The 22277-nt window shown below is 66.7% G+C and carries 18 protein-coding genes and 3 pseudogenes; 18 read left to right on the top strand and 3 right to left on the bottom strand.

Annotated elements, in window-relative coordinates; genetic code table 11:
- Nucleotides 1–29: 29 nt before the first annotated feature.
- Nucleotides 30–1181, bottom strand: a complete 1152-nt coding sequence (locus tag IT882_RS06215; protein WP_195693608.1) for a TRAP transporter substrate-binding protein — start codon at nucleotides 1179–1181, stop codon at nucleotides 30–32.
- Nucleotides 1182–1395: 214 nt separating this feature from the next.
- On the opposite strand from IT882_RS06215, the gene IT882_RS06220 reads away from it, so the two are divergent.
- The 10 genes and pseudogenes from IT882_RS06220 to IT882_RS06265 all read left to right on the top strand — a co-directional run bounded on the left by IT882_RS06220 (nucleotide 1396) and on the right by IT882_RS06265 (nucleotide 10295).
- A complete protein-coding gene (locus IT882_RS06220; protein WP_195693609.1) occupies nucleotides 1396–2346 on the top strand; it encodes a sugar-binding transcriptional regulator in 951 nt (316 codons plus the stop codon).
- Nucleotides 2347–2478: 132 nt separating this feature from the next.
- The gene (gene murC, locus IT882_RS06225; RefSeq protein ID WP_195693610.1) at nucleotides 2479–3885 is read left to right on the top strand and encodes a UDP-N-acetylmuramate--L-alanine ligase; all 1407 of its coding nucleotides are present in this window, start codon (nucleotides 2479–2481) and stop codon (nucleotides 3883–3885) included.
- A gap of 2 nt (nucleotides 3886–3887) precedes the next feature.
- Entirely contained in the window at nucleotides 3888–5015 is a 1128-nt protein-coding gene (locus IT882_RS06230; protein WP_195693611.1) for an FtsQ-type POTRA domain-containing protein, read from the top strand.
- A 181-nt stretch (nucleotides 5016–5196) separates the two neighbouring features.
- A complete protein-coding gene (ftsZ, locus tag IT882_RS06235) occupies nucleotides 5197–6330 on the top strand; it encodes a cell division protein FtsZ (RefSeq protein WP_195693612.1) in 1134 nt (377 codons plus the stop codon).
- A gap of 43 nt (nucleotides 6331–6373) precedes the next feature.
- The gene (locus tag IT882_RS06240; RefSeq protein WP_195693613.1) at nucleotides 6374–7063 is read left to right on the top strand and encodes a YggS family pyridoxal phosphate-dependent enzyme; all 690 of its coding nucleotides are present in this window, start codon (nucleotides 6374–6376) and stop codon (nucleotides 7061–7063) included.
- Nucleotides 7064–7094: 31 nt separating this feature from the next.
- Complete coding sequence (locus IT882_RS06245) at nucleotides 7095–7565, top strand: cell division protein SepF (RefSeq protein WP_195693614.1); 471 nt, start codon at nucleotides 7095–7097, stop codon at nucleotides 7563–7565.
- A complete protein-coding gene (locus tag IT882_RS06250) occupies nucleotides 7562–7861 on the top strand; it encodes a YggT family protein (protein ID WP_195693615.1) in 300 nt (99 codons plus the stop codon). The genes IT882_RS06245 and IT882_RS06250 overlap by 4 nt, the downstream gene beginning before the upstream one ends.
- A gap of 97 nt (nucleotides 7862–7958) precedes the next feature.
- Nucleotides 7959–8542: pseudogene (locus IT882_RS06255) on the top strand (DivIVA domain-containing protein).
- A gap of 8 nt (nucleotides 8543–8550) precedes the next feature.
- Nucleotides 8551–9120: pseudogene (gene lspA / locus IT882_RS06260) on the top strand (signal peptidase II); the annotation flags it as partial.
- A 246-nt stretch (nucleotides 9121–9366) separates the two neighbouring features.
- Nucleotides 9367–10295 (top strand): annotated as a pseudogene (locus IT882_RS06265) (RluA family pseudouridine synthase).
- A gap of 71 nt (nucleotides 10296–10366) precedes the next feature.
- On the opposite strand, the gene IT882_RS06270 reads toward IT882_RS06265, so the two are convergent.
- Entirely contained in the window at nucleotides 10367–10960 is a 594-nt protein-coding gene (locus IT882_RS06270; RefSeq protein ID WP_195693617.1) for a vitamin K epoxide reductase family protein, read from the bottom strand.
- Nucleotides 10961–11015: 55 nt separating this feature from the next.
- The gene (locus IT882_RS06275) at nucleotides 11016–11513 is read right to left on the bottom strand and encodes an NUDIX hydrolase (protein ID WP_195693618.1); all 498 of its coding nucleotides are present in this window, start codon (nucleotides 11511–11513) and stop codon (nucleotides 11016–11018) included.
- Between the two features lie 93 nt (nucleotides 11514–11606).
- Here IT882_RS06275 and dnaE point away from each other — a divergent pair, with 93 nt between their 5' ends.
- From dnaE to IT882_RS06315, 8 genes are all read left to right on the top strand, one after another.
- A complete protein-coding gene (gene dnaE, locus IT882_RS06280) occupies nucleotides 11607–15125 on the top strand; it encodes a DNA polymerase III subunit alpha (RefSeq protein ID WP_195693619.1) in 3519 nt (1172 codons plus the stop codon).
- Between the two features lie 32 nt (nucleotides 15126–15157).
- Complete coding sequence (hisD, locus tag IT882_RS06285; protein ID WP_195693620.1) at nucleotides 15158–16459, top strand: histidinol dehydrogenase; 1302 nt, start codon at nucleotides 15158–15160, stop codon at nucleotides 16457–16459.
- A 12-nt stretch (nucleotides 16460–16471) separates the two neighbouring features.
- The gene (nrdR, locus tag IT882_RS06290; RefSeq protein WP_195693621.1) at nucleotides 16472–16945 is read left to right on the top strand and encodes a transcriptional regulator NrdR; all 474 of its coding nucleotides are present in this window, start codon (nucleotides 16472–16474) and stop codon (nucleotides 16943–16945) included.
- A 2-nt stretch (nucleotides 16946–16947) separates the two neighbouring features.
- Nucleotides 16948–17976 carry a quinone-dependent dihydroorotate dehydrogenase gene (locus IT882_RS06295; protein WP_195693622.1) on the top strand — a complete coding sequence of 343 codons (1029 nt, stop codon included), beginning with the start codon at nucleotides 16948–16950 and terminating at the stop codon, nucleotides 17974–17976.
- A gap of 154 nt (nucleotides 17977–18130) precedes the next feature.
- Nucleotides 18131–19111: a TauD/TfdA family dioxygenase gene (locus IT882_RS06300; protein WP_195693623.1), complete on the top strand. Its 981-nt coding sequence runs from the start codon at nucleotides 18131–18133 to the stop codon at nucleotides 19109–19111.
- Nucleotides 19112–19191: 80 nt separating this feature from the next.
- On the top strand, nucleotides 19192–20211 hold the full coding sequence (locus tag IT882_RS06305) for a sugar-transfer associated ATP-grasp domain-containing protein (RefSeq protein ID WP_195693624.1): 1020 nt from the start codon (nucleotides 19192–19194) through the stop codon (nucleotides 20209–20211).
- Nucleotides 20208–20918: an alanine racemase C-terminal domain-containing protein gene (locus IT882_RS06310; protein ID WP_229382343.1), complete on the top strand. Its 711-nt coding sequence runs from the start codon at nucleotides 20208–20210 to the stop codon at nucleotides 20916–20918. Before IT882_RS06305 ends, IT882_RS06310 begins: the two co-directional genes overlap by 4 nt.
- Nucleotides 20915–21946: an alanine racemase gene (locus IT882_RS06315; protein ID WP_195693625.1), complete on the top strand. Its 1032-nt coding sequence runs from the start codon at nucleotides 20915–20917 to the stop codon at nucleotides 21944–21946. Before IT882_RS06310 ends, IT882_RS06315 begins: the two co-directional genes overlap by 4 nt.
- Nucleotides 21947–22277 lie beyond the last annotated feature (331 nt).

A 22277-nucleotide genomic window follows, 5' to 3' on the forward strand; every position in this document is an offset into this window, starting at 1 on the left:
CTCGTCTCGGGGCGCTTCCGTGTCACGGATCAGCGGTTCGCGAAGCGCTCGGCGCAGTCGGCGAGGGGCGCGACACGGGTGGTGTCATCCGCGCCGAACTCATCGAGGTACCCGCGGTACTCCTCGAGAACGGCCTCCGGATCCTCGATTCCCGCGGACTTCGCGGTCTCGATCCACATCTGCTCGGCGGTGTCACCGGTCATCGCCTTGAAGGAGTCGATCTCTTCGTCGGACCAGCGTGTCAACTCGACGTTCGGCTGATCGAGCATGTAGTCACACTGGGTGGCCGCTGTGGCTGCGAATGCCGCGATTCCTTCGCCGGTGTTGAGCCGCTCGACAGCCGAGTCGAAGATCTCCTGCTGAGCGGGTGACATCCGGTCGTATGCAGCCTGCGAGATCCACATGCCGATCGTGATGTAGTGCCCGTATCCCGTGTCGGTCCAGTAATCGAGCACTTCGGTGAGCTTGTACGCGATCGGTGCATCCATGTTGTTGGCCAGTCCGTCGATGACACCTCGTTCGACGCCCTCATACATTTCCCCCGCGGTCAGCGCGATCGGGGAGGCGCCGACGGCTTCCATCGCTGCAAGCAGGCCATCGCCGACCGCGCGTACTCGCATGCCTTCGAAGTCCTCGGTGCTCTCGAGCGGTACCTTGGTGCCGAACAAGGATGCTCCAGCCGGCCAGTACGCGAGATTGGTGAGTCCCAGCCTTGAGCTTTCGGCGTTGAACTCCTCGTTTCCCTTGTTGAGTTCGTAGAACGCGCGCGTCATCGCGGCATTGTCGTCGGTCATGAATGGCAGCGCGCTGAGGTTCTGCAGGGGGAACTTGTCTGGTGTGTACGCCGCCGGTACGACACCCATGTCGGCGCGACCATCGACGACGCACTGAACGATCTCAGAGCTGGGGCAGAGCGATTCGGCGGCGAAGTAGTCGAACGTGATCGATCCGTCAGACTCTTCCTCGACGGTGTCGAGGAACCAGTGGACCATGTCCGCGTTCGGTGTGCCGTCAAGCAGGAAGCTCGCCACGGTCAGGGTTACATCCGGTTCGCTCGAATCGCCCGAAGCATCCGATCCGGGCCCGGATGCGCACCCGCTCAACAGCATCGCAGCGGCGAGGCCGCCCACCGCAACCGTGGTGATCGCTCGCGACTGCGGCCAGCGAAGATGGTCTTTCATGATGTCTCCTCATCGTCATTGATTGCCTGGAGCCCTGTAGCGCTCTCCCGGAACGAGTTCCCCCGATCCGGCCTGACCCACTATGCAAATGGCTGCATGTCCGCGCAAAGGATCTGAGAACATGTGCAGATTCGGGATGGGCATCGCGCCGGTCCAGTACTCAGGAGTGGGGCATCGATGCAGCTCGTGGTCGGTGCAGTCGAGAGGATGGCTTATGGCAGGCGAAACGACGCGGGAACTCCATCGGGTAGCGCACCTGTATTACGTCCAGCAGATGACAATGGAGGCGATCGCGCGGGATCTGAGCACATCTCGTTCCACGGTCTCGCGGTTGATCGAACGTGCACGGCAGTTGGGAATCGTCACAATCCAGGTGCACACGCCCAGCGACCTTGATCCGCAGATTCACCGCGCGCTTGCCCAGCGCTTCGGCGTAGCGATGCATGTGGTCCCCATTCCCCGCGGGCTGAACGACATCGACACGCATGACCGTGTCTGTGCTGCGGCAGCCTCGCTTCTGCCCCGGTTCTTCAGCAGCGGCCAGAACTTGGGCCTCGCGTGGGGCTCTACGACGAACACGATCAGCCAGCACCTTGGCAGCCATCCGCTCGTGCGCGCACAGGTCGTGCAGCTCAGTGGTGCCGGGAGTGCAACAGGAGTTGACTTCGCGAACGACATCATGCACAGATTCGGAACTGCGTTCAGCGCGGATCTGCAGCACTTTCCTGTGCCGGCCTTCTTCGACAACCCGGAGGCGAAGAAGATCATGTGGCGCGAGCGAAGTGTCAGCCGGATTCTCGCTCTCCACACCCAACTGGATGTCGCGCTCTTCGGCATCGGTTCCCCGCGCGCAGAGGTACCCAGCAAGGTCTATCGCCAGGACTACCTCGACAAGTCCGACTATGACGGGCTGGTCCAGTCGGGAGTCGTGGGGGATATCGCGACGGTCTTCTTTCGTGCTGACGGGAGCACGAACGACATCCCGCTGAACGCGCGGTCCACGGGCCCGAGCTTCGATGTGTTGCGGCGTACGCCCCGCCGGATCTGTGTGCTCTCAGGCAAGAGCAAGCTGCTTGCGCTGAGAGGTGCTCTCGCGGCCGGGCTGATCTCGGACCTGATCATCGACGAGGTGAGCGCGGAGTGGCTCACGCGAAGTCTGGGTTGACCTGCGGCCTGGGCTGACTCAGCCCACGGCGAGGCGGCCATGAGCCATCCGTGCCTATCTCGTCGCACCATGCCGGCAACGGCCGCGCGCCGAAGGAGTTCCGCAGCGGCACCGACCTAGGATTGTCGGGTCATGATCAGACCCGACCTCAGCCTCCCGATCCCCGAGACCATCGAGGCAGCGCACTTCATCGGTATCGGCGGCTCGGGGATGTCGGGCCTTGCCGGAATGTTCCTGGATCGCGGCATCCGCGTCTCGGGCTCGGACCGCGCCGACAGCGCAGCGCTCCAAGCCCTCGCCGCCCGCGGAGCACGCGTCCACGTCGGCCACGATGCCGCACACCTCGGTGACGCGGACACGGTCATCCACACGGGGGCGATCTGGCCCGAGAACCCCGAATTCGTCACGGCGAAGGAGCGGGGACTTCCTGTCATCCATCGCTCGCAGGCACTGTATTGGCTGATCGGTCCGCGTCCGCTGGTCTCGGTCGCGGGCGCGCACGGCAAGACCACCTCCACGGGGATGATCGTCACGGCGCTGCGCGCTCTTGGTGCCGAGCCGAGCTTCGTCAACGGGGGAGTCATCGCCGACCTCGGCGTGTCGAGCGGCACCGGATCCGACAATCTGTTCGTCATCGAAGCCGACGAGTCCGACGGCACGTTCCTGCTCTATGACACCGCGATCGCGCTGATCACGAACATCGACCCCGACCACCTGGATCACTGGGGGAGCCGGGAGGCCTTCGACGCCGCATTCGCAAGCTTTGCCAACAAGGCGCGTGAGGCCGTCGTGCTGTCATCGGATGACGAGGGCGCGCGTCGCATCCTTCCCCACCTCACCCACCCCCGGGTCGTGACCTTCGGGAAGGCGGAGGATGCGGATGTGCGCGTGCACGGCATCCGTACCGATGGACCGGTGTCTTTCGAACTCACGCACGACGGCCAGACGGTTTCGGCAGCGCTCGCGATCCCGGGCGAGCACAACGCCGTCAACGCGGCGGGAGCGGTGGCTGTCCTCCTGACGCTCGGACACGAGTTCGATGCCGCGGTGAAGGCTGTCGAGAGCTTCGCCGGCACCGTACGCCGCTTCGAACTGCACGGTACTGAGCGTGGTGTGAGTGTCTACGACGATTACGCGCATCATCCGACCGAGGTTGCTGCTGCGCTCGCCGCGGCGCGCACTGTGATCGGCGACGGGCGCATCATCGCGCTGCATCAGCCGCACACCTACTCGCGAACGCAGCAGATGGCCGCCGAGTTCGCGCAGGTGCTCGAGACCCACGCTGATCACACCGTCGTCTTGGACGTTTACGGTGCCCGCGAAGATCCGATCCCCGGCGTGACCGGTGAGCTCGTGTCGCGCCGGTTCACGGATGCCGATCGCGTTCACTTCGAGCCGGATTGGGCTGCCGCGGCCGCCTACACCGCCTCGGTCGCGCGGGAGGGGGACTACGTCATCACTCTCGGCTGCGGCAACGTCTACCTCATCATTCCCGACGTGCTTGCTGCGCTCGGCCGATCGGGCGCACCGGCGGAGTAGCGGTGCGTCGGCCGACCCCGCTCCCGCCGTCCGGCCCTCCGCCGGGTGCTGACGACGAAGCCCCCGCTCCCGCTCGTTCAGGCAAGCGGGGCTGGCGCGGTGCTGCGCCCGACGGAAACGGACCGGAGCCGGCCGCCGACCCGCGTGAGGAGCAGGTTTCCGGGCCGCTCGAGAGCGCCATAACGGAGCCGATCGATCTGCCCGTCCGCCCCACGCCCGCACCGATCTGGCCGATCGTGCCGGATTCCGACCCCGCTGCGCGGGTGACGGATGCGGCATCCGGCCCTTCCGAGGTGTCGCGGGATGACTCATCAGCGGGGGAGCCGGTCACGACGCCGGCGGATCAGCCTGCCGAGGGCGCCGAAGCGGTGGGGATGCGGGAAGTCTGGCGCGCAGCCAGAGCGAGGCGCCGCGCCCTCAAATCCGAGGTACGCCGGTTCACCGCTCGCGCGCGCCGCCGACGCGCGGTCTGGCTCGGTTCCCTCGCCGCCGTCGTCCTCGTTGCGCTCGGAAGTGTCGGCGCCGCGTACAGCCCGCTGTTCGCGGTCGAGACGATCACGGTAGCGGGAGCGCAGCAACTGGACGCCGCGGCCGTGTCCGACGCCCTGTCGTCGCAGCTGGGCGCGCCGCTGCCGCTCGTGGACGAGAGCGCCATCAAGGCCGCGCTGGTGGGCTTCCCGCTCGTCGAGTCGTATACGGTGGAGGCCCAACCCCCGCACGACCTTGTCGTCCGGGTGGTCGAACGAACCCCGATCGGTGTGATTTCCTCGCCCGCGGGGTACACGCTCGTCGATGCTGCCGGTGTCGCGCTGTCGACCACACAGACACCTGCCCCCGGGAGACCTGTGCTGCAAGTCACGGGTGGAACGGCCTCGGAAGCCTTTGGCGCCGTGGGACACGTGCTGCGGTCGCTGCCCGCCGAGATCATGTCCCAGGTCACAGAAGCGTCGGCGACGACTCCGAATGACGTGACACTGACTCTCGGCGGGACCGGCACGCAGATCGTCTGGGGCAACGCCGATGAGTCCTCGAACAAGACGATCGCGCTGGCCGCAGCGATGCAGGTGCGCCCGCCCGACACCGTGTCGCGGTACGACGTCTCCTCGCCCTCGGCTGTCGTGATTCAGTGATGCGCTGACGGTGCTCAGCCCGAACGCGCACGCGAGCGCGCGGGATGTGCGACACGCCCCTTCCAGCGCGCGGAATCGAGGGAATCGACGCTTAGTTTCGTGTCTAGGAAATGTATACCCAGCAATACTTTATACCTCCAGTTGAGGTTGAAGGTTGCAGGACACGAGCACAGGAGTCGGCATGAGCCAGAACCAGAACTACCTTGCAGTCATCAAGGTGGTCGGCGTCGGCGGCGGAGGCGTCAACGCCGTCAACCGCATGATCGAGCTCGGCCTGCGCGGGGTCGAGTTCATCGCCGTCAATACGGATGCCCAGGCTCTGCTGATGAGCGACGCCGACGTGAAGCTCGACGTCGGGCGTGAACTCACCCGAGGGCTGGGAGCTGGCGCAGACCCCGAAGTGGGCCGTCGTGCGGCCGAAGACCACACCGAGGAGATCGAAGAGGCCCTCCGCGGCGCCGACATGGTGTTCGTCACCGCGGGCGAGGGTGGTGGCACCGGCACCGGTGGTGCGCCCGTCGTCGCGAAGATCGCCAAGTCGATCGGTGCCCTCACGATCGGTGTCGTGACCAAGCCCTTCTCGTTCGAGGGGCGCCGCCGGCAGAGCCAGGCGGAGACGGGCGTCTCGCGCCTGAAGGAAGAGGTCGACACCCTCATCGTCGTTCCCAACGACCGGCTCCTCGAGATCAGCGATCGCGGGATCTCGATGATCGAGGCCTTTGCCACGGCCGACCAGGTGCTTCTTGCCGGTGTCCAGGGCATCACCGACCTCATCACGACGCCGGGCCTGATCAACCTCGACTTCGCGGACGTGAAGTCCGTCATGCAGGGCGCGGGCTCAGCACTCATGGGAATCGGCTCCGCTCGCGGAGCCGACCGGGCGATCAAGGCCGCCGAGCTTGCCGTCGAATCTCCGCTGCTCGAAGCATCCATCGAGGGGGCTCACGGCGTTCTGCTGTCGATCCAGGGCGGCTCGAACCTCGGCATTTTCGAGATCAACGACGCTGCGCAGCTGGTCAAGGAGGCCGCGCATCCCGAGGCGAACATCATCTTCGGTACCGTCATCGACGACACCCTCGGCGACGAGGTCCGCGTCACCGTCATCGCTGCCGGGTTCGACGGCGGTGAACCGCAGACACGGGCCGACGCGGTTCCCGTGGTGCGTCGCGAGCCGGTCGAGCCGCAGGCCGCCGCGAGCGCCGACGAGGAGTCTCAGCGTCCTGAGCAGCTCGCTCCGGTTCCCTCGATCTCGGATGCCGCCTTCGACTCGGCCTTCGGTGATGACGATCTCGATATCCCCGACTTCCTGAAGTGACGCGAACGGATCGCCACCGCGCGTGCGCTCCGGGGCAGCGGCGATGAGCGCGGAAGCGGGGTCAGTCGCTGACCGCCTGGCTCTCATCGATGACCGCATCGCCGTCGCAGCGCGCGAGGCGGGGCGCTCACCCGCGGAGATCACGCGCATTGTGGTGACGAAGTTCCATCCGGCGTCGCTCGTCGATGAGTTGTACGGCCTCGGCGTACGAGATGTCGGCGAGAACCGCGTGCAAGAGGTGCTGGAGAAGGTCGACCAGGTGAGCGAGGCGCCCGGACTGCGCTGGCACTTCGTCGGACAGCTGCAGACGAACAAGGCACGGGCGATACGCCGCGTCGCGTCGGTCGTGCATTCCCTCGACCGCGAGAAACTCGCCGACGCGTTGGATGCCGACAGCGACGACCCGCTGGATGTCCTCATCCAAGTGAACTTGACCGACGATCCCGGTCGCGGGGGAGTCTCACCAGAGCGGCTCGGGCCCCTGGCCGAGCACGCCGCCGGATGCCGAGGATTGCGGGTGCGCGGGGTCATGGCCGTCGCCCCGCTCGACGAGCGCCCCGCCGAGGCGTTCGAACGGCTCGCGTCTCATGCGCGCACCGTGCGCGAGATCTTTCCGGATGCGACGTGGATCTCGGCCGGTATGACCGGCGATTTCGAAGCAGCCATCCACGCCGGCGCGACACACCTGCGCATCGGCACGGCAATCACGGGTCCGCGCCCTGTGCGCGGTTAACCTCGGAGCAGACGAGCAAACGGAGGATGCGATGTCGAACCCCTTGAAGAAGACAATGGTCTACCTGGGCCTCGCCGATGAGGAAGAGGTCTACGACGAGACCCCCGCGCCCGCGCCGACGCGCAAGTCGGGAGGCGCATCCGTCGAGAAGGCCGCCCCCGTCACGCCGATTCATCGCCCCGCGGTGGTTCGTCAGCCGGCTGTGGGAGCCCTCAACGAGATCGTCACGGTGCACCCCAAGCAGTACCGTGACGCGCAGGTCATCGCCGAGAGCTTCCGCGAGGGGGTTCCCGTGATCATCAATCTCTCGCAGATGAGCGATGCCGACGCGCGCCGCCTCATCGACTTCGCCAGCGGGCTCTCGCTGGGCCTCTACGGCCGCATTGAGCGCGTGACGAGCAAAGTCTTCCTGCTGTCCCCCGAGAATGTGGCGGTCTCAGGAGAGGGTGCCGTCGCGCAAGCGGATCCGGAGGCGGTTCCTTTCCCCAGACTTGATACGTGAACGTCATCCAGATCGTCGCCGGAATCCTCAACGCGGCACTCCTGATCTACATTCTCGTGCTGCTGGGTCGACTCATCTTCGAGTGGATCCCCGTCTTCGATCGTGAGTGGCGTCCCCGCGGCGCAATGCTCGTCGTGGCGGAAGGTGTGTACACGGCAACGGACCCTCCGATCCGTTTTCTCCGCCGGTTCATCCCGCCTCTGCGTATCGGGAGCATCGCCATCGACTTCGCGTTCGCGCTCACGATGCTCTCGTGCTTCATCCTGCTGTCGGTGACACGCGCCCTCGCAGGGTGAATCCACCCACGACTATGCTTTGCTGGTATCAACCGTCCACTACCGCGTGCCGGAACGCACGATCGGCCAGCGGCCGGGCGAACGAAAGAAGGAAGAAATGCCACTGACTCCGGATGACGTCGTCACCAAGCAGTTCCAGCACGTCCGGTTCAAGGAAGGGTTCGACCCCGACGAGGTCGATGACTTCCTCGACGAGGTCGTGGTCGAGTGGCGCAAGGCCCTGGCCGAGAACGAAGAACTCAAGGCGCGCATCGCCGAACTCGAGTCGGGCGCTCCGGCCGCCCCGAGGCACCGGCCGAGGCACCCGCCGAAGAGGCAGCCCCCGTGCCCGCTGCTGCTCCCGCCAGCACGCCCCTTCCCACGGTGGCAAGTGCCGGCCTGCTGGAGCTTGCTCAGCGCCTGCACGACGAGCACGTCGCCGAAGGCCAGGCTCGCCACGACCAGCTCATCGCCGAGGCTCAGGCCCAGGCCGCGTCGATCATCTCGGATGCCGAGACCCGCGGTCGCGACGAGGTCGCGCGTATGGAAGCAACGAAGGCCGAACTGGATGCCCGCATCGGCGAGCTGCGCGAGTTCGAGCGTGACTACCGCTCGCAGCTGCGCGGCTTCATCGAGGGCCACCTCAAGAACCTCGACGCTTCTTCGACCGACAGCGCGTCTGTCGCGAACATCACGAACTGAGGACGCTCTTGGCGTCCCGGCCACCCCTGCGTCACGCGGCGGCCGGCATCACGATCGCGCTCCTGGCGATCCTGGTGCTGGCCGCCGATCAGTTCTCGAAGTACCTCGCCCTCACGAACCTGCCCTTGGAGCAGCCCGTTCCGGTGTGGGGAGAGTTTCTGCAGTTCTATCTGGTGAAGAATCCGGGCGCTGCGTTCTCGCTCGGCGAGGGTTTCACCTGGATCTTCACCATCGCCCTGGCCGTCGTCGCCGGCGTGATCGTGTGGCTTGCCGCCACACGCGTTCAGTCGCGCCTCTGGGCGATCGTGCTCGGGCTGCTCCTGGGCGGTGTCCTGGGAAACCTCAGCGACCGCCTCTTCCGTGAGCCCGGTTTCCCCGTGGGGCACGTCGTAGACTTCATCAACACGCCGTGGATGTGGTTCTGGATGAGCCCCGCCATCTACAACGTGGCCGACATCTTCATCGTTTCGATGATGATCGGCGTGGCCCTGCTCGTGATCGTAGGAGTTCAGATGGACGGCAAGCGACACCACCACCATGAGAGCGACCCCGCCGAGGAGGAGACGATTCTCGGCGCCGCGGGGGACGAGTTCCCTCCCGGCGGCGGTGTCGCCGGCGGTTTCGACTCCGAGTTTCCTGTCGCAGACCCCTACGCGGGCGTGCCGCGCAGCGAGATCGGGCTGCCGCCGCTGACGGAGGCCGAGCAGGAGGCCGTTGCCCGGGAGGCGGACCGGATCGCTGACGAGGAATCCCGCCACCGCGACTCGTGAGCCGCCGCAACCCGCTGTTGTCTGACCTCCAGCGCGTTCGAGACGGACGCTGACATGCCGGCGCGGATGCTGCCGGTTCCGGACGGCCTCGACGGGGCCCGGGTCGATGCCGGTGTAGCCAAGATGCTGGGGTTCTCCCGCACCTTCGCCGCCGAGGTGGCCGAGGACGGCGGGGTCAGCGAAGAGGGCAGGCCCCTGGGCAAGTCCGACCGGTTGACGGCGGGAACGGTTCTCGAGGTCGTCTGGACCGATCGCCGTGAACCCGAGGTCGTACCGGCCGTCGTGCCGGGCTTTGGCATCGTGTACGACGACGACGACATCGTGGTCGTCGACAAGCCGTCGGGCGTTGCCGCCCATCCGTCCGTGGGCTGGGAAGGCCCGACTGTTCTGGGTGCCTTGGCCGCTGCGGGGTTTCAGATCGCCACGAGCGGTGCCCCGAACGTCAGGGCGTGGTCCATCGCCTGGATGTCGGGACGAGCGGTCTGATGGTCGTGGCCAAGTCGGAGCACGCCTACGGCGTCCTGAAGGCGGCGTTCAAGGACCGCACGGTGGAGAAGATCTACCACGCCCTCGTCCAGGGGCATCCGGACCCCCTCGCCGGAACGATCGACGCGCCGATCGGTCGGCATCCGTCGCACTCGTGGAAGTTCGCGGTCACCCCCGACGGCAAACCGTCGGTCACCCACTATGAGACCATCGAGGCGTTTCGGGGGGCGTCGCTGCTGGAGATTCATCTCGAGACGGGACGGACGCATCAGATCCGGGTCCACATGGCTGCCCACCGGCATCCGTGCGTCGGCGACCCGCTGTACGGTGCCGACCCCACGATGTCGCAGCGTCTGGGCTTGACGCGCCAGTGGTTGCATGCGCACCGGCTCGCCTTCACACACCCGAGCACGGGGGAGTGGGTCTCCTTCGAATCGCCGTATGCGCCGGATCTGGCTCACGCCCTGGCGATCATCCGTGGTGAGGAACTCGAGTGACCTCGCCGATGCTCGTGATGCTCGCGGCGGCGATGGCCGGTGCCATCAGATCGTCTGGCTCCTGAGGCGCCCTAGAGGCTCGCGAGCAGATCCAGCCGCAGCTGCGCTGTGACGGCGATCAGGGCGTAGTCGAGGACCGTCGCCAGCAGCGCCCACGAGAAGATCACGCTTCCCACTCGTCGCGCGGGCGCGGCGGTGCTCCAGACGCCGTCGCGGAGCATCCAACCCGTCGTGAACCAGAACAGGGGGATCGTGACGAGCCAGATTGTCATGCACCAGGGGCACAGCGACCCGTAGACGAAGATGCTCTCGAACGCGAAGTAGTGCACGAGCACGAACGCACCGGCCACGAAGATGCCGTAGGTCCGCCAGTACCAGCGACGAAGTCCGGATGGCGAGGCCAGTGCACTGACGCCGGCATAGACCGGTCCGAGGAACAACACCATGCCGGCGATCGAATTGCTGAACCCGAGGAGGTTCCCGCCGGGGGAGAGCAGGTTCGGGCCGCAGGTGACCAGCACGCCCCACTGGCACGAGATGATCGCATCGGCCCCCGTGAGCTGCCCGATGTACTCCAGGTAGAGCAGGAACGCGACGATGGCACCCAATACTCCGCCGACGATCCAGAAGACCGCGAGGGCAGCGGTGGGTCGGTGCAGGGCCACCCGGCCATTGTCGGCGTGGGCCCCGGTGCTGTGGTGGCCGTCGAGCCGGACTTAATCAGGCGGAGGGGCTCTGCTCGGCGCTGCCGCCGCTGCGGAACCGGGCCTCACCGTACTCGGGCACGGCAGCCGCGATGCGCGCCCGCATCTCGGCATCCACGTCGTTGAGGGAGTCGAGCCGGTACCAGCCGACCTCGGTCATCTCGCCGTCGACGGGAACCGGCGCGCCCGAGAGCCAGGTGCAGCGGAAGGTCAGATCGAGATAGTCGCTCTGATCGCCGTTGGCGTACGTGATTCTCGGGATCTGATGCACCCATGCCAGGCGATCGGCGCGGATGACGACACCGGCCTCCTCGGCAGCCTCGCGGACCGCCGCATCGGCCGGTTCTTCTCCCGGATCGACGATGCCGGTGATCGGGGTCAGCGCGTGGTTGTCGGAGCGTCGACCCAGCAGGACCTCACCGTCACGGACGATGACAGCGGTGACGCCGACGAGGGGGAGAGGGCGCGTGCCGACGAAGCGGCGCAGCTCGAGGATGAAGTCGGGAGTGGGCACACGGCAACCGTATCGGCCGCTGAACAGGAGGCATCGCGGCAGCCCCGGCGGGCCGGGTCGATCGGCGTCGGAGCCCAAACGTAGACTCTCGGCATGGCGTCCGACTCCTTCGTCCACCTGCACGTGCACAGCGAGTATTCGATGCTCGACGGGGCAGCGCGAATCGGGGCGATGGTGCAAGAAGCAGCCTCGCAAGGCTCGCCGGCCATCGCTGTCACCGACCACGGCAATACGTTCGCGGCGTTCGAGTTCTACAAGGCCGCGAAGGATGTCGGCATCAAGCCGATCATCGGCATCGAGGCCTATGTGACGCCCGGTACGCACCGGTCCGAGAAGTCGCGTGTGCGCTGGGGGTCGCCTGAACAGAGCGACGACGATGTCTCGGGTGCGGGTGCTTATACGCACATGACTCTGCTGTCGGAGACGACGACCGGGATGCACAACCTCTTCCGACTTTCCTCGAAGGCATCGATGGAGGGCTACTACTTCAAGCCGCGCATGGACCGCGAGCTGCTGGAGAAGTACTCGACGGGTCTCATCGCGACGACGGGATGCCCGTCGGGTGAGGTTCAGACGCGGTTGCGCCTGGGCCAGTACGACGCGGCACGCGCCGCGGCGGCGGAGTTTCAGGACATCTTCGGCAAAGAGAACTACTTCGCCGAGATCATGGATCACGGGCTCGACATCGAACGCCGGGTCATGACCGATCTGCTGAGCATCGCCAAAGACCTCAACATCCCGTTGCTCGCGACGAACGATTCCCACTACACGCACCAGCACGACGCGAACAGTCACGCGGCGCTGCTCTGCGTGCAATCCGGATCCACGCTCGATGACCCGAAGAGGTTCAAGTTCGACGGCGATGGGTACTACATCCGCACGCCCGCAGAGATGCGCCAGATCTTCCGGCAGCATCCCGAGGCGTGCGACAACACGCTCTTGATCGCCGAGCGCTGCGAGGTCGAGTTCAACACCAGCGCGAACTACATGCCGCGTTTTCCCGTTCCCGACGGGGAGACCGAGGAGAGCTGGTTCGTCAAGGAAGTCGAGGCGGGGCTCGAGGAGCGCTACCCGGCCGGGATTCCGGACGAGGTCCGCAAGCAGGCCGAGTACGAGGTCGGCGTCATCGTGCAGATGGGGTTCCCGGGCTACTTCCTCGTCGTCGCCGACTTCATCAACTGGGCAAAGCGCAACGGCATCCGTGTCGGCCCGGGCCGCGGGTCCGGCGCCGGGTCCATGGCGGCGTACGCGATGCGGATCACGGATCTCGACCCGCTGCAGCACGGGCTCATCTTCGAGCGATTCCTCAACCCCGACCGGGTGTCGATGCCCGACTTCGATGTCGACTTCGACGACCGCCGCCGCGGCGAAGTGATCCAGTACGTCACCGAGAAGTACGGCGACGACCGGGTCGCTCAGATCGTGACGTACGGCACCATCAAGGCCAAGCAGGCGCTCAAGGATGCCGGTCGCGTGCTCGGATTCCCGTTCAGCATGGGCGAGCGCCTGACGAAGGCCATGCCGCCCGCGGTGATGGGCAAGGACGTGCCGCTGACCGACATGTTCAACAAGGATCACCCCCGCTACAAAGAGGCCGGGGAGTTCCGCACGCTCATCGAGACCGACCAGGAAGCCAAGACGGTCTTCGACACTGCGGTCGGCCTTGAGAACCTCAAGCGCCAGTGGGGTGTGCACGCGGCTGGCGTGATCATGTCGAGCGAACCGCTCATCGACATCATCCCGATCATGCGCCGCGAGCAGGACGGCCAGATCGTCACGCAGTTCGACTATCCCTCGTGCGAGTCGCTTGGCCTCATCAAGATGGACTTCCTGGGGCTTCGAAACCTCACGATCATCAACGATGCCCTCGACAACATCGAGGCGAACCGGGGCGAACCGCTCATCCTCGAGGATCTCGCGCTCGACGATCGTGCGTCCTACGAGTTGCTCGCCCGCGGCGACACGCTCGGTGTCTTCCAGCTCGACGGCGGGCCCATGCGCTCGCTTCTGCGGCTGATGAAGCCCGACAACTTCGAAGACATCTCGGCGGTGCTCGCCCTGTACCGGCCCGGTCCGATGGGCGTGAACTCGCACATCAACTACGCCCTCCGCAAGAACGCGCAGCAGGAGATCGAGCCGATCCACAAGGAGCTCGAAGAGCCCCTGGCCGACATCCTCGACACCACGTACGGCCTCATCGTCTATCAGGAGCAGGTGATGGCCGTCGCCCAGCGCGTGGCCGGCTACACGCTCGGTCAGGCGGATCTGCTGCGCCGCGCGATGGGTAAGAAGAAGAAGTCCGAGCTCGACAAGCAGAAAGAGATCTTCTTCGGCGGCATGACCGAGCGCGGGTTCTCGGATGCCGCGCAGCAGACGCTGTGGAAGGTGCTCGAGTCCTTCGCGGACTACGCCTTCAACAAGGCGCACACGGCCGCCTACGGGCTCGTCTCGTACTGGACGGCGTATCTGAAGGCCCACTACCCCGCGGAGTACATGGCGGCGCTGCTCACGAGCGTCGGCGACTCGAAAGACAAGATGGCCGTCTACCTCAACGAGTGCCGGCGGATGGGCATCCGGGTGCTCCCGCCGGACGTGAACGAGTCGATCCGCTACTTCGCGGCCGTCGGGGACGACATCCGTTTCGGCCTCGGCGCCGTGCGCAACGTCGGCGCGAACGTCGTGGAAGCGATCGTGCAGGCGCGCGTCGACGAGCCCTTCGCCTCGTTCCACGACTTCCTCGGTCGCGTGCCGGTCTCGGTCGCGAACAAGCGGACCGTGGAGTCGCTGATCAAAGCCGGTGCTTTCGACACGCTGGGCGCGACACGGCGGGCGCTTCTGGAGATCCACGAGGATGCCACCGAGCAGGCTGTCCTCGACAAGCGTCGCGAGGCCAACGGCGAGGTCGGGTTCGACTTCGATTCGCTGTGGGGAGAGGACGAACCCCAGCAGGTCAACAAGGTTCCCGAGCGTCCGGAGTGGACCAAGAAAGACAAGCTGGCCTTCGAACGCGAGATGCTGGGGCTCTACGTCTCGGATCATCCGCTCGCGGGACTCGAGGTGCCGCTTGCGAAGCACGCCTCGATCAACATCCACGATCTGTTGGGCTCGGAAGTCTTGACCGACGGCGATCAGGTGACCATCGCGGGCCTGGTGACAAGCGTGCAGCATCGGGTTGCCAAGTCCAGCGGCAACCCCTACGGCATGATCACGGTCGAGGACTTCGACGGCGAGATCACTGTCATGTTCATGGGCAAGACCTACACCGAGTTCCAGTCGATGCTGCAGGCTGACTCGATCCTGGTGGTGCGGGGGCGCGTGTCCCGACGCGACGACGGCATGAACCTGCACGCGCAGGCGGCTTTCTCACCCGACCTCGGTTCCGTCGATGATTCGGGACCGCTCGTGCTCGTCATGCCCGAACAGCGGGCCACCGAGGCTGTCATCGGTGATCTCGCCGACTGCCTGCGCCGTCACAGCGGTGATACCGAAGTAACGCTGCGGCTGCACAAGGGCGGGGTCGCGAAGGTGTTCGAGGTACCGCATCAGGTGAGCGTCACCGCCGACCTGTATGGGGAGCTCAAGGGGCTGCTCGGCCCGCAATGCCTGGGATAACCCAGGGCCCGCGCGAGCGATAGCGTAGATGGATGCTTCGCACCCTCGATCTGCGCGGGCAAAGCCTGACGCCCGCAGAGCTTCTCGCCGCCGTTCCTCGCGCGACGGCTGCCCGTTCTGAGGCTCTTGCCACTGCTGCACGCCTCGTCGACGACGTCGCCACGCGCGGCGAGGAGGCGCTGCGCGAGCAGGCCGAACAGTTCGACGGGGTTGCCGGCCACGACATCCGCGTTCCCGCGGAACACCTCGATGACGCCCTCGATCAGCTGGACCCGGCGGTTCGTGAGGCTCTCGAGCGCGCGATCGATCGCGTGCGCGCGGCTTCAGCTGTGCAGGTTCCGCCGCCGACCACGACGACGCTGGCGCCCGGTGCGCTCGTGCACCAGCGGTGGCAGCCCGTCCGTCGCGTCGGTGTCTACGTCCCCGGCGGCAAGGCCGTCTACCCCTCCAGCGTCGTCATGAACGTCGTTCCCGCTCAGGCAGCCGGTGTCGAGCAGATCGCTCTCGCCTCCCCGCCGCAGCGCGCCGAGGGAGGTCGCGTCCACCCCGTGATCCTCGCTGCCGCCAAGCTCCTCGGCGTCACCGAGGTCTATGCGATGGGCGGGGCCGGCGCGGTCGGCGCGTTCGCGTACGGGGCGGCCAGTCTCGGGCTTGACCCGGTCGACGTGGTCACCGGGCCGGGTAACAACTTCGTGGCAGCGGCCAAGCGCGCGGTCGCCGGGCGCGTCGGGACGGATTCCGAGGCCGGCGCCACCGAGATCCTCATCGTCGCCGATGACACCGCGGACCCGCGGCTGGTTGCTGCCGACCTCATCAGCCAGGCCGAGCACGACGAGCAGGCCTCAGCCGTTCTCGTGACGTCGTCGTCGGCGCTGGCGGATGCCGTGCAGGCCGAGGTCACGGTGATGGCCGCCCAGACCCTGCACGCACAGCGCATCGCCGTTTCGCTGACCGGCCCGCAGTCCGCCATCGTGCTCGTCGACGACCTCGATGCCGCCGTGGACTTCTCCAACGCCTACGCACCTGAACACCTCGAACTCCACCTCGCTGACCCGATGCCACACAAATTCGTGCACGCCGGTGCCCTCTTCGTCGGTCCGCACTCGCCGGTGAGTCTCGGTGACTATCTCGCGGGGAGCAACCACGTGCTTCCTACCGGCGGACAGGCGCGCTACGCCGCCGGTCTGTCGGCGTCGACCTTCCTGCGGCCGCAGCAGGTCATCGAGTACGACCGGGATGCCCTGGCGGAGGTTGCTGACGCGATCGTGGCCCTTGCCACAGCAGAAGTGCTTCCCGCGCACGGCGAAGCCGTTCGCGCGCGATTCACCGCGTAGTCTGGGGCTGCCATGCACTGCCCGTTCTGCCGTCACTCCGACTCGCGCGTGATCGACTCCCGCACCAGCGACGACGGTCTCAGCATCCGTCGACGCCGGCAATGCCCCGAGTGCGGCGGACGATTCTCGACGATCGAAACGGCCAGCCTCAACGTCATCAAGCGTTCGGGGGTGATCGAACCGTTCAGTCGCGAGAAGGTCATGTCGGGTGTGCGGAAGGCCTGTCAGGGGCGCCCGGTGACCGAGGGCGACCTCGCGGTGCTGGCGCAGACGGTCGAAGAGGCGGTCCGGCAGACCGGATCGTCACAGATCGACACCAATGAGATTGGCCTGGCGATCCTCGGTCCGCTCCGCGAACTCGACGAAATTGCTTATCTCCGGTTCGCGAGCGTGTACCAGGCGTTCGATACGTTGGAGGATTTTGAATCGGCGATCGCACAGTTGCGCGCGGATCACCATCGCCCGGCATCCGATCCCGAGGAGTAAGCATGTACCCGTGGCTGTTTCGCACGTTCCTCTCGAAGATGGACCCGGAGACAGCGCACCATGCGGCGATGCTCGTCATCCGGCTGCTCGGCATCCCGCCGCTGTCGTGGGTGGCTCGAGCCCTCACGCGACCTGACCCGTCGCTGAGGGTGCACACGATGGGGCTCACCTTCGACGCGCCGTTCGGCGTGGCCGCGGGGTTCGACAAGGATGCCGTGGGCGTCGACGGCCTGCATGCGCTGGGCTTCGGTCACGTCGAAGTCGGGACGTTGACCGCGATCCCCCAGACCGGAAACCCCAAACCGCGTCTATTTCGGCTGATCCCCGACCGCGCCGTCATCAATCGCATGGGATTCAACAATCGCGGATCGTATGCCGCGGCGGCTCGGCTTGAGCGGGCTCGTCGTCGGCACCGCCGCACCGTTCTGGGCGTCAACATCGGCAAGAGCCGCATCGTGGATGTCGAGAACGCCGTCGTCGATTACGTCACGAGCACACGCCTGCTCGCGCCGGTCGCCGACTACCTGGTCGTCAACGTCTCGTCGCCGAACACGCCGGGCTTGCGTAGCCTCCAGGCCGTCGACGCACTCCGGCCCCTGCTGACGGCCGTCAAGGACGCCGCAGAGGACACCCCGTTGCTCGTGAAAATCGCGCCCGACCTCGCAGACGATGACATCCGCGAGGTCACGGCGCTGGCTCTCGACCTCGGCCTCCAGGGCATCGTCGCGACGAACACGACGATTGCACGCGACGGTCTCGGACTGGTCACCGACCCCTCGGTGATTGCCGCAGCAGGCGCGGGCGGGCTTTCGGGCAAGCCGCTTGCTCCGCGAGCCCTGGAGGTCCTCCGCCTCGTTCGCTCGCTCGTCCCCGACGACTTCTGTGTCATTTCCGCGGGCGGTGTGGAAACTGCCGCCGACGTGCGTGAGCGGGTGGACGCGGGTGCGACGCTCGTGCAGGGATACACCGGGTTTCTCTACCGGGGTCCGCTCTGGGCGCGGCAGATCAATCGCGGTCTCGTCAACACGTGACCGGTCATGACGAACCCGGCGGCGAAGACTTAGGAAGCCCTAACTTCATCCGGGATCCGGGGGACCTCCTCGGCTATACTCCCGACAGCACAACACCGGCATTCGCGTCGTCGAGTGCTTCTGCGCGGTCATCGCGCCATGGGAAGGAATCTCTGTGATCGAACGTCACATCAAGCCCGAAGTCGCTGCGATTTTCATCGATGTCGCCCGCGGCCGTCGCGGGATCTACGCCGATGACGCCGCGTTTGAAAAACTGCTCGCCGAGGCGAAGGCGGCCTTCGAAGCCGCCGACCCCGAGACTGCCGAGATCATCCGGCAGTTCGCGCGCGCCGAGGTTCCCGATGGGGGAGTGCTCTTCCACGGACTCACGGTCGACCAGGACGACATGGGTGAGAGCCCGCGCGATCCGGTGGCATTCGAGGGCAAGGATCGCGACCCGGTCACGGAGGCCGCATTGCTGGCGTTTGCCTCGGTCGCCGGAGAGGTCTTCTCGTTTGCGCGCCAGCACCGCGGCGCCCTGATCCAGAACGTGACGCCGATTCCCGGGCACGAGTACGACGCCGTCGGAACGGGAAGTCGCAGCCTGCTCGACTGGCACTCGGAGGATGCCTTCGACGACGCCCACCCGCAGTTCGTCGGTCTCTTCTGCGTCCGGGGCGACGAACGCGTGCAGACCGCACTCGCGCCGGTTGACCGTATCGACCTCACTGCCGAGGACGAGAAGGTCTTGCGCGAGCCGCGGTTCATGCACGGCATCGACAAGGCTTCCGGGGGCACCGGTCGCCCCGAGGATGGCGTGCAGGGGGCAGCGCTCTACGGCGAGAACGGCAAGCGTTTCGTGCGTATCGACATGGACTGCGCCGCCGCCGTCGCCGGTGACGACGAAGCCGCCGCTGCACTGAAGGCTTTCCACGACGGTGCCGACAAAGAGGGCATCTACGTGACCCTCGGCGCGGGCGACATCCTCCTGTTCGACAACCGTCGGGTCATGCACGCGCGCACGCCCTTCGAGCCCCGGTACGACGGCACTGACCGGTGGCTGCAGCGTGTCATCATCACCGACGACCTCGGTCGCTCCACGGACCGTCGCACTCGCCACCAGCGCGTGGTCGAGAACGAGCTGGTCGGCGCCTGACATTCGCTGATCACACGTCGGCCGGCGCCCCGGGGGTGCCGGCCGACGTGTGAGGGCGACACCCTCGGAAGGAAAGAGCGATGGCATCACGAGGCCTTGGTTCGCGGTTCGGATACATGGTGGCCCGGTTGAAGGTCATCGACCTGCCCTCGGTCATCGAGCGCGCGCGTGAGGTGTCTGCGCAGTTCCACAAGTGGACACCGGCGGTGGTCGTGGACATGTTCTGGCAGGCGACGTTCCACCAGGTCGGCTTTCAGGATTACGTCGACTACGACTTCGCGATCCTGAACCGGCGCGAGCGGCGCACGATGATGACCCACCCGCATTCGAACAAGTACTCCTACACGTTCGACGATCCGGAATACCGCGGGATCTTCTACGACAAGTGGGAGTTCGATCGCGTCTTCTCCGAGCACCTCGGTCGGGACTGGATGATGGTCACCGACGACAACGTCGACGAGCTGCGGGCCTTCGGCGAGGCGCACCCCGTGCTCATCACCAAGAAGCAGGCCGGCCGTTCCGGTGCGGCCATCAACCGGTACTACTCGACCGAGATCGAGGACTGGGCAGACTTCCACGCGCAGCTGCACGAGCGCGGTGAACTGCTGATCGAAGAGAACATCGTTCAGCATCCGGATGTCGCTGCTGTGTGCGCCGGCACGGTCAACTCGACCCGCGTTGCAGCCTTCTTCGACGGCGAGAAGACCCACATCTTGGCGATCGCCCAGAAGTTCGGTCGCGGGCAGGTCGCCGACCAGATGGACTTCGGAGGCTTCTACACGATGCTCGACCCCGAGACGGGTGCGTCGCTCGGCGACGGCTACGACTCGCACGGGCACGTCCACAAGCTCCATCCCGATTCCGGGTACCCGATCGCGCAGTTCCAGCTCCCGATGTTCGACGAGGTCGTCGCGTTCGTCGACAAGGTCGCTCGGCATGTTCCCCAGGTCAAGTACGTCGGCTGGGACATCGCGGTCACTCCCGACGGTCCCGTCCTCATCGAAGGCAACTGGGCTACGGGCGTCTACGAGAACAAGCCGAGCGTGCTCGGTGTCCGCACGGGGCATCGTCCGCGGTACCAGAAGGCCATGGGCTTTTGATCAGTCCGACCGGGCCTCGTGTTCGGCTGAGTCGCTCGGCCCTCGTCGAGGGCGTCAGCCGGGCGCTCGAGGCCGGGGGAGCGGATGCCGTCGCAGACCTCAGGCGGGATGCGTACGGTCACGGGGTGTCGCTCGTGGCCGACGTGCTCGTCGAGTCCGGGGTGCGCGCAGCGTGTCTGGACCCGGAGGGCACCGAGGTGGCATCCGCCGCCGGGATGGCCGCTGTGCCGGACCCGCCGACGGTGGACCCGGTGCTCCTGTTCGGTCTGCCTCGCGCCTCGACCGGGGCCGTCGCGGGCTCGCAGCCGGTGCGGCCGGTGATGAGCCTCATCGGCTCGGTGCTGTCGGTCAAGGCTCTGCGCGCCGGTGAGGGCGTCTCGTACAACTACACGCACATCGCGCACCAGGACACGCGAATCGCTCTGGTCTCGGGCGGGTTCGGCCAGGGCGTGGCCCGTGCGCTCGGCAACCAGGTGTCCGTCGAGATTCGCGGCGCCCTGTACCCCATCGTTGGCCGCGTCGCGATGGATGTCTGCGTCGTCGACATCGGTGACGCTGACGTCGCGCGCAGTGACGAGGTGATCTACTTCGGTGGCGAGGGCCCGGCGGGCCCGGCGCTGGCCACGTGGGAAGCAGCATCCGGGCTGACGGCTGCCGAGCTGGTCTGTGCGCTGGGCCTTCGGCTCCCGCGGGAGGTGATCGCATGAGCGCACAGATGATTGTGGATCTGGGTCGGATTCTCAGCGACATCGATGTGCTGCGCGAGCGCATAGCGCCGGCGGAGTACATGCTGGTCGTCAAGAACGACGCGTACGGCCATGGCGTGGACCGCGTCGTGGCGGCAGCTGCTGCCCACGGTGTGCGCTGGTTCGGTGCGTTCGATGTGCCGATGGGAGTCCGGGCACGCGAGGCGGCCGGGCCCGATGCGCGGGTCTTTTCGTGGGTCACGATCACTCGGCCGGAGATCGCGGTTGCGCTGGATGCCGACATCGAACTCGGTGTGGGAGACGCCTCCTACCTCGAGGACATCGCCGCCGTCTCGGCTGGCCGTTCCGCGCGCGTGCACATCAAGATCGATACCGGGCTGCACCGCAACGGCGTCCGGCCGGAGGAGTGGCCCGCGTTCGTTGCGCGGGCTGCCGAACTCGAGGCGCGCGGCGACATCCACGTTGCAGGAATCTGGAGTCACATCGCCGAAACCAGCGACGAGGACGATGACCGATCTCGCGCCGCGTTCCTCGATGCGATCCAGATCGCCGAAGCGGCCGGCTTGCGGCCCCAGGTTCGGCATCTGGCCGCGAGTGCTGCGGCCTTCGCACGACCCGAGTTCCGGTTCGACCTCGTCCGCTTCGGAGCGTTCAGCTACGGCATCCGTTCCACGGGCGGCGCCGATCTTCCCGGCATCACCCCGGCAGCGACGCTCGTCGCGCCCGTGAGCGCCATCAGCGCCTCGGGCGTCGAGGTTGCCTACGGCTACCTCGACGGCCTGCCCTCAACGCTGGCCGGCCGGATGTCTGTGGGCACCGCGGCCGGTCCCCGCACCGTCCGCGAGATCGGCCCCGCATCGATGCTGATCGACCCGTGGCCCGGAGCCGCAGTCGGCGACGAGGTCTCCGTCTTCGGACCGGGCACGCGCGGCGAGTCGAGCGTCACGACGCTCGCCGAGGCGATCGGGACCGTCGGCGAGGAGATCATCGTCCGCGTCTCGCCGCTCATTCCCCGCGTCTACATCTGACTACTAGCCCCGTGGCGTGCTCTTGGAGCCTGGCGCGGCACTCGGGTGATCAGGGAGCGGAGCGGGGGTGCGTGGTGCGGAACTGAGCTGACGGGGGAGCGGAGCGCTGGTGCGGGGTGCCGAGCTGGCATCGGGTCTGGCGGGAGGCCGCGCAGCGGCTAGCGCGCGGCGCGGCACAGGGTGATCAAGGAGCGAAGCGGGGGTGCCGGGTGCCGAGCTGGCATCGGGTCTGGCGGGAGGCCGCGCAGCGGCCGGGGGCATGTCTCGGCACCCGGCACCCCCGCGCAGCGGACGACTGGCCAGTCTGCGCAGCGGAGTTCAGCCCAGCCTG

This window comes from Microbacterium schleiferi, from assembly GCF_015565955.1.
Taxonomy (GTDB): Bacteria; Actinomycetota; Actinomycetes; order Actinomycetales; family Microbacteriaceae; genus Microbacterium; species Microbacterium schleiferi_A.

Bases quoted from the DNA above. Each gene is read 5' to 3' on its own strand.
- IT882_RS06215 (WP_195693608.1), bottom strand. From the start codon at position 1,181: ATGAAAGACCATCTTCGCTGGCCGCAGTCGCGAGCGATCACCACGGTT.
- IT882_RS06220 (WP_195693609.1), top strand. From the start codon at position 1,396: ATGGCAGGCGAAACGACGCGGGAACTCCATCGGGTAGCGCACCTGTAT.
- murC (WP_195693610.1), top strand. From the start codon at position 2,479: ATGATCAGACCCGACCTCAGCCTCCCGATCCCCGAGACCATCGAGGCA.
- ftsZ (WP_195693612.1), top strand. From the start codon at position 5,197: ATGAGCCAGAACCAGAACTACCTTGCAGTCATCAAGGTGGTCGGCGTC.
- IT882_RS06240 (WP_195693613.1), top strand. From the start codon at position 6,374: ATGAGCGCGGAAGCGGGGTCAGTCGCTGACCGCCTGGCTCTCATCGAT.
- IT882_RS06245 (WP_195693614.1), top strand. From the start codon at position 7,095: ATGTCGAACCCCTTGAAGAAGACAATGGTCTACCTGGGCCTCGCCGAT.
- dnaE (WP_195693619.1), top strand. From the start codon at position 11,607: ATGGCGTCCGACTCCTTCGTCCACCTGCACGTGCACAGCGAGTATTCG.
- hisD (WP_195693620.1), top strand. From the start codon at position 15,158: ATGCTTCGCACCCTCGATCTGCGCGGGCAAAGCCTGACGCCCGCAGAG.
- nrdR (WP_195693621.1), top strand. From the start codon at position 16,472: ATGCACTGCCCGTTCTGCCGTCACTCCGACTCGCGCGTGATCGACTCC.
- IT882_RS06295 (WP_195693622.1), top strand. From the start codon at position 16,948: ATGTACCCGTGGCTGTTTCGCACGTTCCTCTCGAAGATGGACCCGGAG.
- IT882_RS06305 (WP_195693624.1), top strand. From the start codon at position 19,192: ATGGCATCACGAGGCCTTGGTTCGCGGTTCGGATACATGGTGGCCCGG.
- IT882_RS06315 (WP_195693625.1), top strand. From the start codon at position 20,915: ATGAGCGCACAGATGATTGTGGATCTGGGTCGGATTCTCAGCGACATC.